The organism is Methylophilus sp. DMC14 (assembly GCF_056314085.1).
Genome location: NZ_JBQUZA010000001.1, coordinates 614998 through 627572, shown reverse-complemented (window position 1 = coordinate 627572; position 12575 = coordinate 614998). Strand labels below are relative to the sequence as shown.

11 protein-coding genes are annotated in these 12575 nt (G+C 52.3%); 2 read left to right on the top strand and 9 right to left on the bottom strand.

Annotated features, from left to right (window positions below; all coding sequences use genetic code 11):
• Nucleotides 1-28: 28 nt before the first annotated feature.
• The gene (gene pyrE / locus ACT53C_RS03120; RefSeq protein ID WP_476144761.1) at nt 29-676 is read right to left on the bottom strand and encodes an orotate phosphoribosyltransferase; all 648 of its coding nucleotides are present in this window, start codon (nt 674-676) and stop codon (nt 29-31) included.
• Nucleotides 677-703: 27 nt separating this feature from the next.
• Between pyrE and ACT53C_RS03115 the strand changes: the two genes are divergently transcribed.
• Complete coding sequence (locus tag ACT53C_RS03115; protein WP_476144760.1) at nt 704-1477, top strand: exodeoxyribonuclease III; 774 nt, start codon at nt 704-706, stop codon at nt 1475-1477.
• Between the two features lie 919 nt (nt 1478-2396).
• Here the strand turns inward: ACT53C_RS03115 and ACT53C_RS03110 are convergent.
• The 3 genes from ACT53C_RS03110 to ACT53C_RS03100 form a co-directional block, all read right to left on the bottom strand.
• Nucleotides 2397-3641: an AmpG family muropeptide MFS transporter gene (locus tag ACT53C_RS03110; RefSeq protein WP_476144759.1), complete on the bottom strand. Its 1245-nt coding sequence runs from the start codon at nt 3639-3641 to the stop codon at nt 2397-2399.
• 172 nt (nt 3642-3813) lie between these two features.
• Nucleotides 3814-4134, bottom strand: coding sequence for a c-type cytochrome (locus tag ACT53C_RS03105; RefSeq protein ID WP_194749612.1), 321 nt, complete (start codon nt 4132-4134; stop codon nt 3814-3816).
• A gap of 13 nt (nt 4135-4147) precedes the next feature.
• Nucleotides 4148-6016: a methanol/ethanol family PQQ-dependent dehydrogenase gene (locus ACT53C_RS03100; protein ID WP_476144757.1), complete on the bottom strand. Its 1869-nt coding sequence runs from the start codon at nt 6014-6016 to the stop codon at nt 4148-4150.
• Between the two features lie 270 nt (nt 6017-6286).
• Between ACT53C_RS03100 and ACT53C_RS03095 the strand changes: the two genes are divergently transcribed.
• Complete coding sequence (locus ACT53C_RS03095; protein WP_476144756.1) at nt 6287-8200, top strand: sigma-54-dependent Fis family transcriptional regulator; 1914 nt, start codon at nt 6287-6289, stop codon at nt 8198-8200.
• A gap of 19 nt (nt 8201-8219) precedes the next feature.
• On the opposite strand, the gene metW is transcribed toward ACT53C_RS03095, so the two are convergent.
• From metW to ACT53C_RS03070, 5 genes are read right to left on the bottom strand one after another with little or no spacing between them, the layout of a single operon-like run.
• The gene (gene metW / locus ACT53C_RS03090; protein ID WP_476144755.1) at nt 8220-8825 is read right to left on the bottom strand and encodes a methionine biosynthesis protein MetW; all 606 of its coding nucleotides are present in this window, start codon (nt 8823-8825) and stop codon (nt 8220-8222) included.
• The gene (gene metX / locus ACT53C_RS03085; protein WP_313984758.1) at nt 8822-9949 is read right to left on the bottom strand and encodes a homoserine O-succinyltransferase MetX; all 1128 of its coding nucleotides are present in this window, start codon (nt 9947-9949) and stop codon (nt 8822-8824) included. Before metX ends, metW begins: the two co-directional genes overlap by 4 nt.
• Nucleotides 9950-10001: 52 nt before the next feature.
• The gene (locus ACT53C_RS03080) at nt 10002-10805 is read right to left on the bottom strand and encodes a TIGR01458 family HAD-type hydrolase (protein WP_194749608.1); all 804 of its coding nucleotides are present in this window, start codon (nt 10803-10805) and stop codon (nt 10002-10004) included.
• A 43-nt stretch (nt 10806-10848) separates the two neighbouring features.
• Entirely contained in the window at nt 10849-11721 is an 873-nt protein-coding gene (gene prmC, locus ACT53C_RS03075) for a peptide chain release factor N(5)-glutamine methyltransferase (RefSeq protein ID WP_476144754.1), read from the bottom strand.
• The gene (locus ACT53C_RS03070; RefSeq protein ID WP_476144753.1) at nt 11722-12570 is read right to left on the bottom strand and encodes a DNA alkylation repair protein; all 849 of its coding nucleotides are present in this window, start codon (nt 12568-12570) and stop codon (nt 11722-11724) included. It lies immediately after the preceding gene.
• Nucleotides 12571-12575 lie beyond the last annotated feature (5 nt).

The following is a 12575-nucleotide window of genomic DNA, read 5'->3' as shown; positions in this document are numbered from 1 at the left end:
TGCTCGCTTTTTGGTGGGATCCGCCGGCTTAGCGTACGCAATATTGTGCGCGGTACGCTTCAATGGCCGGGAAATACTGCGCCAGCTTTTCGTTGCCTTGCAAATAGGCAAACAGGTCAGCCAGTTTGGCAATGCTGACTACCGGCATCTGGTTGGTTTGTTCAACTTCTTGCACTGCGGACAATTCCCCTAAGCCTTTTTCCTGGCGGTCCAGGGCGATGCTCACTGCACAAGGCGTGGCTCCTGCTTTGCGGATGAGTTCAACAGACTCCCGGATAGAAGTGCCCGCAGAAATCACGTCATCAATAATCAGCACGCGTCCTTTGAGAGCAGCACCCACCAACGTCCCGCCTTCGCCATGGTCCTTGGCTTCTTTGCGGTTATACGCATACGGATAATTATGGCCTAGACGTGCAAATGCAATGCTGATCGCCGTCACCAGCGGAATGCCTTTATAAGCTGGCCCAAACAGCATGTCGAATTGCAAGCCAGACTGTAGAATGCTGTTTGCATAAAACTCACCCAGTTTGAGCATGCTCTCGCCGTCATCAAACAGGCCAGCATTAAAAAAATATGGGCTCAAGCGGCCGGCTTTGGTTTTAAATTCACCAAAGCGCAATACCTGTTTGTGGATGGAAAAAGCAATAAAATCGGCACTGAGTGTGTTGGCAGTCATTTTAAAAAAGCAGAAAGTATTTAAACAATGCGTATTATAACCTTGAACCTCAATGGCATACGGTCAGCCTGCAACAAAGGATTTTTGCCTTGGCTGGCGAATAGTGGCGGCGAGATTGTGTGTTTACAGGAGCTCAAAGCCCAGGCAGGTGACATGCATCCTGACATGCTGCAGCCGCCTGGTTACCACGGCTATTTTCATTATGCCGAGAAAAAAGGTTACAGCGGTGTGGGGATTTACAGCAAGCAGCCTGCAGATAAGGTGATTATTGGCTTGGGCCATGCCGAAATAGACGCTGAAGGGCGCTATCTGGAATGTCAGTACGGCAATCTAAGCGTGGTGTCTTTATACCTGCCGAGCGGCTCTAGCGGCGAAGAGCGGCAGCAATTCAAATTTGCCGTGATGGCAAAATTTTTGCCGCATCTGGAGCAGTTGATTGCCTGTGGCCGTGAGGTCGTAATTTGCGGCGACTGGAATATCGCGCATCAGGAAATCGACCTCAAAAACTGGAAAGGCAATAAAAAGAATTCCGGCTTTTTGCCAGAAGAGCGCGCCTGGATGGGGGATGTGTTGCAACGTGTCGGCTGGGTCGACACTTATCGGATGCTGTATCCGGACACCACCGATGCGTGCTACACCTGGTGGAGTAACCGTGGGCAGGCTTGGGCCAAGAATGTGGGGTGGCGGATTGATTATCAGCTAGCAACGCCTGCGTTAGGTGCGAAGGTGATGGCGGCGAGCGTGTATAAGGCGGAACGGTTTAGTGACCATGCACCTTTGATTGTGGATTATACGGATTGAGTAAGTAAGCTTGTTCTTTTTTAGCTTGCTGGGATAGTGCGTTCTGTCATTCTGACGTAGGTCGGAATCCAAGTGCTCTAGTGAGTACTTTGTTAATATGATGCCGAATGCATGAAGAGTTTGTTTCGCCTCTAGGCGAGTTACTTTCTGTTGCTTGCCCCACAGAAAGTAACCACAACTAACGCAGTGTTGCGGCGAAGGCTAACCTTTAGGTTAAGCCACGCAGTGGCGGCCGAAGCCAAAGAAGAGGGCACCCAGCCATCACGGCCTTTGGCTTCCTTGCGTTGTTGGCTACGGCCGCTGCACTTAACATCGCTACGCGAGTTAGCCTACGCCGTAACAGACTGCTCTGCAGTCTTAGTTATCAACAAAGTGGGCGTCCATCGAAACTCGCCCTGACAAGCCACACACTTCGTGGCTTGTTGCGGAACTCAAACAGCCGATGGCCGACATCCCCCACTTCGTCTCCGCTACTCAGCGTGATGGAATGGGATTCATCTCGCCAAACTCACACTATTGAAATTTGGACCGTTCAAAAACTCAAATTCTTTCTTTAATTCACCACGGGTAGCGCTGATGGGTTTTCGGGCTCCTATCTGACGCGCCGAGTAGCGCAGCCAAAACAAGGAAGAAGGGAGCGACTGTTCGAGTCCCGCAGCAGCTCACGTATTTTGTGAGCTGCCAGATCGAGTTTCGTGACCGCTTGTTTTGGCGAGCAACGCAGGAATGAAGCGGAAGCTAGGGTGTCTTGTTCTTTGCCTTCTTTCTTATGGACAAGCATAAGAAAGAATGGTCGCCTAAAGGCGAAATAGACCCTTCCAAAATCCCAAAGCGCACTCAAAAGTAAATCACAGCCTGTGCAAGCAAAGAAAAGTAACTCGTCAAGAGTCGAAAAGAAACATATTTGTCTGCGAGAAACCTATTTTTCCCGCCAAGGTGCTACCTTAAACAACAGCAACATCCCCGGGATTGCCAGCAAAGTGCACACATAAAAAAACTGCTGCCATCCCAGTGCCTCCACCATGCCACCAGTCAGAGCATTAAAAACGGAGCGCGGTACGGCGGAGAGACTGGTAAACAAGGCGAGCTGGGTTGCGGTATAGGCGGGGTTGGTTTCGCGTGCCATGTAGGCCACATAAGCCGCTGTGCCCAAGCCAACGCCAAAGGCTTCAAAGCCGATCACAATCGCAAGCATGCTGCGTTCTGGGGCACCGATCTCGGTAAAGGGGCCGCTGCCCGCGAGCCAGGCGAATCCCAGGATGGAGAGCGCCTGCACGACTCCAAAGGTCCATAAACCGCGGTTAATGCCCAATTTCAGCATCCATATGCCGCCAACGAAGGCACCGGCGATTTGCATGACCAGGCCGCTGCCTTTGGCAATGGCGCCGATATCGGTTTTGCTGAAGCCCATGTCAATATAAAACGGGGTCGCGAGTGCGGTGGCCATGCTGTCGCCCAGCTTATAAAGCAAGATAAATAGCAACACCCACAGCGCATGCTGCCAGCCGCTACGGTGGATAAACTCCTTGAAAGGTTCAATCACGGAGGCGAGCAAGGTTTTGGGTGCGCTGGCCATCACGGGTTCTTGCGACCACAGTGTAAATCCGATACCGGGCAGCATAAACAGGCCAACGACCAAAAATACCTGCGACCAGGCCAGATGGTCTGCCAGAATCAGGGCCAGCGAGCCAGGGACCAAGCCAGCAATCCTATAGGCGTTGACATACAGGCTGTTGCCCAACCCGAGCTCTTCATCACTCAGTGTTTCGCGGCGGTAGGCATCAATGACGATATCCTGACTGGCCGAAAATAGCGCTACCAGCGTGGCAAGCAGGGCGACCATGCTGATTTCTTGCTGCGGCTGGAACATGCCCAGGCCCACAATACTGGCAAGCAGCGCGAATTGAGTGCCCAGTATCCAGCTACGGCGGCGGCCCAGCGCTTGTAATAAGCTATAGCGGTCCATCAAGGGCGACCACAAAAACTTCCAGGTATAGGGCAGTTGCATAAAGGCAAAGGCGGCGATGGTTTTGAGATTGAGGCCTTCGCTACGTAACCAGGCAGGCAACAGTTGCAGCAAAAGATACAGGGGGAGGCCAGAACTGAAGCCTAGGGCGACACACATCAGCATGCGGCGTGTAAACAGGGTTTGCGAGATCGTCATGCCCGCATTGTAAACGCTTTTAAGGCTTGGCTAATTCGGCGGCAAAAAAAAGCCAACCCTTGCGGGTTGGCACACTCGGAGATCAATGGTAAAACGGTTGGAAACAGGGCGTCAGTGGGTAAGTGAATCATCCATATTGCACAGGCCACCGACGCCTTATTTCGCAGGGGAACTACAAACTCAACACCCACTGGACGATGGTCTTGATATCTTCGTCCTTCACTTGTGGGCTGTTCGGTGGCATGGGCATTTCACCCCATACCCCGCTGCCACCGGCTTTCACCTTCTGGATCAGCTTGGCTTCAGCGGTTTTATCACCTTTGTATTTGGCGGCGACTTCTTTGTAAGCCGGGCCAACGACTTTTTTGTCGATGCCATGGCAAAGCAAGCAGCCGCTTTTTTGAGCCAAGGCCTCGGCGCCACTCCCTGCAATGGCAGAGGCTGTGGCAGCCAGCAAGGCCGTGGCGAGCAAGGTTTGGTTAAACAATTGCATGCGACTTCCTCTCTTATAAGCTGAATACATTCATGGCGCCACCACCAGGTGCGGCGTTGTATTTAGTCAGTTCCTTGTAACCACCGGCAGCACCCAAGCCATCGGTATCATTGGTCAAGCCCAGGTTCATCGCCACGGCCGCCCAACCACCAATGCCAGACAGTACGCCGACATATTGTTTGCCTTTGTGACCGTAGGTGATCATGTTGCCGACCACGCCGGAACCTACCTGGAATTTCCACAGTTCTTTACCGGTTTTGGCATCCAGTGCTTTCACCCAACGGTCCAGTGTGCCGTAGAAGACCAGATCAGACGCGGTGACCAGTGCGCCACCCCAAGCAGAGAATTTCTCCTTGTTGTACCACTGAGCTTTGCCTTTGAGGCCATCCCAAGCCATAAAGCCACCCATCACGCCGTCTGGACCGGCAAACATGGTCAATGTCGCCCCTACCCAAGGTTGACCGGCCACATATTTCGATTCAACTGGCTCATAGGTCATGCACACGTGGTTAAGCGGGACATAGAACGTTTTGGTTTTCGGTGAAAACGCGGACGGTTGTTCGTCTTTAACACCCAGTGCAGAAGGGCAAACGCCTTTTGCGTTGTAATCCTGGTGCGTAGAGTATTTTGGATCCTTGACCGGAATACCGGTTTTCAGATCAATCTTGGTTGCCCAGTTGACGAACGGATGCATTTTTTCAGCGACCAGCAGCGTGCCGTTGGTGCGGTCAAAGGTATAGCCAAAACCGTTACGGTCAAAGTGGGTGGCCAATTGCTTGCCGTTTGCTTCCCACAACACGATTTCGTTCATGCCGTCATAATCCCACTCGTCGTGTGGCGTCATCTGGTAGCCCCAGCGTGCCAAGCCGGTATCGAGGTCACGGGCAAAAATCGTCATCGACCATTTGTTGTCACCTGGACGTACGTCTGGGTTCCAGGTACCTGGGTTACCGCTGCCGTAGTACATCAGGTTCAATTTTGGATCATAAGAATACCAACCCCATGTTGGGCCGCCGCCATTTTGCCAGCCATCTTTCTGCTGTTGTGGTTTGAGCCAGGTGCGTACACCCAGGTTGGCTTCTGGAAATTTCAGTTGTGCTTTGTCCAGATTCTTGAAGGAACCACCCATTTTGTTACCGCCATTCACGTCTTCGTACAGAGACAGTGCGTTGTAATGTGGGTTTTCCTTGTTGAAATCTGGTCCAATCATCACTTCGCTGTCTGGACCGGTGCTGTAGGCTTTCCAGATCAGGCTGCCATCTTTGATGTTGTAAGCACTGATGTGGCAACGTACACCGAATTCACCGCCTGAACAGCCAGTGATCACTTTATCTTTAAACACGTGTGGAGCGTTGGTGTTGGCCGCGCCTGTTCTTGGGTCGTTGACAGTTACTTCCCAAACCTTGGCCCCTGTTTTTGCATCCAGAGCGACCAGTACGCCATTATTCTGTTGCAGCAGAATCTTGCCGTCACCGTAGCCCAAGCCTTTGTTCACGTTGTCGCAACACATGACGGATTGCACATCCGGGCTTTGTTTAGGGAAATAAGACCACAGAATTTTCTGGTCATCGTTCAAGTCCAGCGCATACACGTTGTTAGGGAATGCGGTGTGGATAAACATGGTATTGCCGATCACCAGTGGTGCACCTTCGTGACCGCGGTTCACACCAGTGGCAAACGACCAGGCCATTTTCAATTGTTTGACATTACCTTTGTTGATTTGTGACAACCGGCTATAGCCCTGATTCGCGTAGTCTTTACGCTGCATGGCCCACTGGTTGTCATCTTTCATTAAAGTGTCCAGTTCAGCATCTGCCCATACGCTGGTGCTGATGCTGCCTAACAGTAATGCGCTGATGGCAAGCTTGATACGTTGTTGCATAAATAACCTCCAAAATGGTTGCTTTGAAGCTGGATGAGTTGTGTTGACACGCCGTTAACAAATGCTTCTTTTGTGACGGCTTGATCACTCATTGCAATGCGTGTGCCAACCGCAATCATGTTTTGAAAATTTTTAAAAAATATATTAAAATCAGTAGGTTATAAAAGTATGATCAATGCTCGAGATTCTGTGCAAGATAGCCTGTACTGTTCACGACTGTGTCATACTGGTACAGTTGTTCAATCCGATGTGACAGGTGTTCAGTTTTCCATGCCCAACAAGTATTCCCCCTCCTCCACTCCCCTGCCGCAAGTTGGCTTGCGTGATGATCAGCGCGCGATTGCCGAAGCGATTGCCCGCTCCTGGCGACGTTGCATGGTCAAGGGCGTGGATGAGCAAGCCCCGGCAGAAGACCAGATTATTACTGCCCAGGAATTGGCGCAGCGGCTGGAGAAAAACCGCCTGTTATTGGCGCAAGCTGAGCCGGAAATGATCACCTTGAGTGAGCAAATCGCCCATACGCGTAGCCTGGTGATTTTGACCGATCACGAAGGGGTGATTTTGCGCACCATGGGTGAAGGCGTGGATGAAAACCAGATCCGCGCTTCGTTATTGCCTGGTGCGTCGTGGAGCGAAGAGCACCGGGGCACCAACGCCATTGGCACCGCGCTGGTAGAGCGCCTGGCCATCAGTGTGCAGGGGGCTGAGCACTTCATGGCCTATCATCATTCACTCAGTTGTTCCGCCGTGCCTATCTTTGCTGCCAATAACCATTTGGTTGCGACGCTGGACGTATCCAACGACCTTAATGCGCCACAGCAGCACACGCTGGCCCTGGTCAAAATGGCGGCGCAAATGGTCGAAAACCGGCTGTTTCATGCCACTGCAGAGGGTGAAATCGCCGTGCATTTTCATGTGCGGCCAGAATTTATTGGTACCTTGTGGGAAGGGGTGGCTTTGTTTGATGCGGCTGGCCAGCTACAGACGATCAACCGTAGTGGTCAGTTCCAGTTTGGTTTGCCGCTGGACCAGGATAGCCTGTCTGCGCGGCGTATTGCATTTGAAGATATTTTTGACGAGTCGTGGATCGCGTTCAAGCAACGCGGTTTAAATACCGATGTCCTATTTCCACTGCATCTGCGTAATGGCGCGCGGTTATATGCCCGCGCCTCGGCGAGCCAGGCGCCTTCCGCTCCGAAAAAAATGCCGCCGTTGGCGCCGCGAGAGTCTGCCGCCAGTCTGGAGTTGCTGGACAGTGGCGACCCGCAATTCAAGCTGGCCATCACTCAGGTCAAGCAGGTGCTGGATAAGGACATCCCGGTGCTGATCCTCGGCGAGACCGGGGCCGGTAAAGAATTATTTTCACGCGCGATTCACGATGCCAGTGCGCGCCGCCACAAGCCGTTTATTGCCGTCAACTGTGCGGCCTTGCCAGAAGGGCTGATTGAAGCCGAACTGTTTGGCTACGAAGAAGGCGCTTATACAGGGGCCAAGCGTAAAGGCAATCTTGGCAAAATCCAGCAAGCGGATGGCGGCACCTTGTTTCTGGATGAGATTGGCGATATGCCATTGTCACTGCAAGCGCGCTTGTTGCGCGTCTTGCAAGAGCGCAGTGTGACGCCGTTGGGCGGCAGCAAGTCTATCCCGGTCAACTTTATGCTGCTCAGCGCGACGAATCAGAAGTTAAAAGACAAAGTGGCAGCGGGTGAGTTTCGCAGTGATTTGTATTACCGTATCAATGGTTTGAGTGTGCAATTACCCGCATTGCGTGAGCGGCTGGATATGGCAAGGCTGATTCAAGTGATTTTGCAAATTGAACAGGCGCCGCAAGCCAGCTTGAGTGAAGAAGTCATGGCATTGTTTAATGCGCATCCTTGGCCAGGGAATGTACGCCAGTTACATAATGTTTTGCGCACGGCGGTGGCATTGGCAGATGGCGGCGTCATTGGCCGCCAGCATTTGATGCAGGACTTTCTGGATGAAATGCTGGCGAAAAAAGCAGATGCTGAGCCGTCTGCGGTCGGCATGGCCGCGTTGCCAGCAGCCAGCCTGAAAGTGCAAAATGATGAAGCGATCCGGCAAGCCATGTTGCAACATGGCGGCAATATTTCAGCGGTGTCCCGTCAGCTGGGGTTGAGCAGAAATACGCTTTACCGGCGCTTAAAAGCGCTCAATCTTTCTTGAAATGGCTGGTTTGGTGTTATCAGGCAGCGCGTTTTAAGCGGTACATGGCCAGGTTGCCCAGCAGATTGGGCAAGACGTGGATATCCTGGCCGTCGGTAATTACCTTGCGCTCAATCACTTGAATGTCGTGCTGGCGGCAAAAATGGTCAAAATCGTGGATGGTGCATAGGTGCACGTTTGGCGTGTCGTACCATTGATAGGGCAGGCTTTTGGAGACCGGCATGTTGCCCAGCGTGATTTGCAGGCGGTTGCGCCAATAGCCAAAATTGGGGAAGGTGACGATGATTTCGCGCCCTACTCGCAGCATTTCATGCACGATGCTTTCAGTATTGTGCATGGCCTGCAAGGTTTGCGACAAAATGACTGTATCAAACGACTGGTCTTCAAAGCCGGACAGGCCTTCTTCGAGGTTCATTTGAATCACATCCACCCCATTTTTTAATGCCGCCAACCAATTGGCATCGTCTTTTTCAATGCCGTAGCCTGTAATGCCTAGTGTTTGATGCAAGTGCGTGAGCAGCGTGCCATCTGCGCAACCTAAATCCAGCACTTTGGCTTTCATTTGCACCCATTTTGTAATTAATGCAAAGTCTGGGCGAACATTGGTAATATTTACATTCTTCATACTTTGATTTGCTCCAGATAGGCGCGCATGATGGCATGGTAATGCGGATCAGGCATCAAGAAGGCATCATGCCCATGGGCCGAGGTGACCTCGGCATACTTCACGGGCAAGGCGTTATCCAGCAAGGCCTGGACGATCTCGCGCGAACGTGCAGGCGAAAAACGCCAGTCGGTGGTAAACGAGATGACGACAAACTTGGCTTTGGCGCGGCTGAGCGCCTTGCTCAAATTGCCTTCAAAATCCAGCGCCGGATCAAAATAATCCAGCGCGCGTGTCATGCGTAAATAGGTGTTGGCATCAAATTCGCCGGCAAACTTGTCGCCTTGATAGCGCAAGTAAGACTCCATTTCAAACTCGACATCAAAGCTGTACTTCACATCGCCATGACGCAGTTTGCGGCCAAATTTTTCACCCATGGCATCGTCTGACAGATAGGTGATATGACCCAGCATGCGGGCAATGCGCAAGCCACGGCGCGGCACGGTGCCATGGTTGTAATAATCGCCGTCAAAAAACTCGGGGTCAGTGATAATCGCCTGGCGTGCCACTTCGTTAAACGCCATGTTCTGTGCGGTCAGGTTGGGTGCAGAGGCGATCACAAAGGCATGCCGCACACGCTCGGGATACACAATGTTCCAGTGCAGCGCTTGCATGCCCCCTAGACTGCCGCCAATCACCGCCGCCAGTTGGTCAATACCCAGGTAATCTAGCAGTCGCGCTTGTGACTCTACCCAGTCTTCTACGGTCACGACCGGAAAAGTAGCGCTATAAGGCTTGTCTGTCAGCGGATCCACGCTGGATGGGCCGCTACTGCCATGACAGCCGCCCAGGTTATTCAACCCGATCACAAAAAACTTGTTGGTATCCAGCGGTTTGCCCGGACCCACCAGGTTATCCCACCAGCCAGGATATTTATCTTCTGGCGTATAACGGCCAGCCACATGATGGTTGCCAGACAGGGCGTGGCAAATCAACACGGCATTGCTTTTGGCCGCGTTAAGTTCACCATAGGTTTCATAAGCAAGATGGTATTGTGGCAACACGGCGCCGCTTTTAAGCGTGAGCGGCCGGGTGAAATGCGCAACTTGCGCTTTAACGATACCAACAGAATTCGATTCAAACATGCCGCAATTATACTATGCGGCATGCCGAAACGGCGAGACCGGGCTGACCCGGTCAGGAGGAATGGGCGGAGGCAGAAAAACAGCCTAGCAATGCCGGTAAATCTGCCACTGAAGCAATCATCGCATCCGGCTCCACGGCGGATAAGCGCGTATAGGTTTCGCGATATTTTCCGGTTTTGACCAGAATGCCATGCAAGCCCGCATCTTGCGCACCGCCAATATCTGCATCGATATCATCGCCTATCATCAGCACTTCCGAAGGTTTCAGACGTAAGGCATCGATGGCCATATGAAAGAAATGCTGCGAAGGCTTGCCCATTAGCATGGCTTTGGTATTGCTGGCGTACTCCAGCCCGGTGACAAACGCACCAATATCCATTTGCAAGCCGGTCTCGGTTTGCCAGAAGCGGTTTTTATGGATGGCAATTAACTGCGCGCCATTCACCAGGCAGGTAAACACTTCATTGAGTAGTTGGTAAGACCAGCGGTCGCCAATATCGCCGATCACCACATAATTGGCGGCGGTTTCCGATTGATCAAAGCAGGCAAAATCTTTTTTCACATCGTCTGCCAGCAATAATTTACAGACCGGATTGGGCTGCTTTTTGAGGTACTGGATGGTCGCTTGTGGTGCACTCATGATTTCTTCGGGCACTACATTGAAGCCCAACGCATTCAGCTTGGATTGCAAGGACGCTAAAGATAGCGTGCTAGTGTTGGTGACAAAGCGGACCGCAATGCCCGCTTCGCGCAGTTGTTTAACGGCCGCGATCGCGCCATTGATGACTTGATTGCCGATATACAACACGCCATCCAGGTCAAATAGTACGGCTTTAATATTAGGGATAGGCTGCATCACAACTCCTTAGATAAAGGTTTTGTTTTCAATCTAGCAAAAATCATACTGGTTTTGCTAGTGGCCATTTTCCTGACGTGACTCGGGGCTGATTACCCAGATCATGCATCGTTGCAATCTCTGCAAACCCTTGTGCTTTTAAGAGTGATTGCACGGCGTCCGCCTGGTTGTAACCGTGCTCCAGCATGAGCCAGCCATTTTCAGTCAAATAGCCAGGCGCCTGGGCAATAATCTGCCGGATCGCTTGCAAACCGTCTGCCCCTGAAGCCAGCGCCGATAAGGGTTCAAAACGCAAATCGCCTTGTTGTAGATGCGGGTCATCCGCTTCGATATAGGGCGGATTACTCACGATTACATGGTAAGGTTTGGGAGCCAGCGCTGAAAACCAGTCGCTTAACACAAACTGCGTATTCTCAATGCCCAGCGCATAAGCGTTGTCTTTCGCGACGGCCAAGGCCGCTTCAGAGGCATCCACCGCAGTCACCTGGCAGTCTGGTCCATGTTTGGCCAGCGCGAGTGCGATAGCCCCAGTTCCTGTGCCCAGGTCCAACACTTCAAGCGGTTTGCCGCGCGCATGCTGGTTGATTTTTTCCAAGGCCGCTTCTACCAGTGTTTCAGTATCTGGTCGCGGGATCAAGGTATCAGGCGTCACTCTGAGCGCGAGCCCGAAAAATTCCCGATAGCCCAAAATATGCGCGATGGGCTCCCCTTGCAGGCGGCGGGCAACTAAGGCGTTAAAGTCTGTTTGTTTTTGCGTATCCAGCAAATCCAGTGCATGACCGAGTAGCCAGGCATGGTTCACCTTGAGCACCTCCATTAATAACATGCGGGCTTCTATGCTGGCTTCGTCAGCCGGGATGGTTTGCATCAATTGGATTTTTGCAGCATCCAGGCAGGCGCGGATGGTGGGCAGCATTTATTTTCCTCCTGCCGCCAGCCGGATAGCACGCGCATGCGCGTTGCCTTGCTTGGCCGGATGGCGCACCGCATGGCGGATCACCCATTTCAAGTCTTTATCCGCATTAGTCAGCCAGCGCTCACATACTTCAAATGCCAATGCTGGATGGTCTTTGGCGATATCGCCCAGATGATTGGCAACACTGCGGCGTACATACAGGCTGGGGTCATTTTTCAGGGCTTCCAGAATAGGCAGTGTTGGCCTGGGGTCTTTAATCAACTGGGGAATGCGCGCCCCCCAAGGCAAGCGGGGACGACAGCCTTCAGAGCATAAGCGGCGCACATGCGGATCTGCGTCGTTTAGCCACAAGGTCAGTTGATTCAAAGTGCGCTCAAAATCATGCATCAGGAACGGACGGATCGAAAATTCGGCGGTAAAGCGGCGCGTCAATTCATATTGGGCACGCATGGCCGTGTCGAAAGGATCTTCACCGCCATTGTGTTGCGGGTCACGCCCGTAGTCGGCAATGAAGCGTGTATGCGGCAAGTAAAAAAACACACTCAAGCCGAGACGTTCGGTGTGTACATTCGGCGGCGTTAGCGTGCTGAGCAGAATGTCCGTGGCTTCGGAAAACTTTGCGGGTAAGGTCGCTTTTAATGCCGCCGCAATATGCGCTGAGCGATCCATAATCCCCAGCGCTGCAATGTTGGTGAGCGCCAAGCTTTTGAATGAGTGTCCATCAAAAGCCGAATGCACTAATCCGATATTATGTGCCAAGCAGTCGACGGCTTCAGTATCCAGTAAAAACTTGATTGGGTTGTCTTTCTGGATACTACGCGGCGCAACAGGGATGCGAAATGGGGTCATGTTCG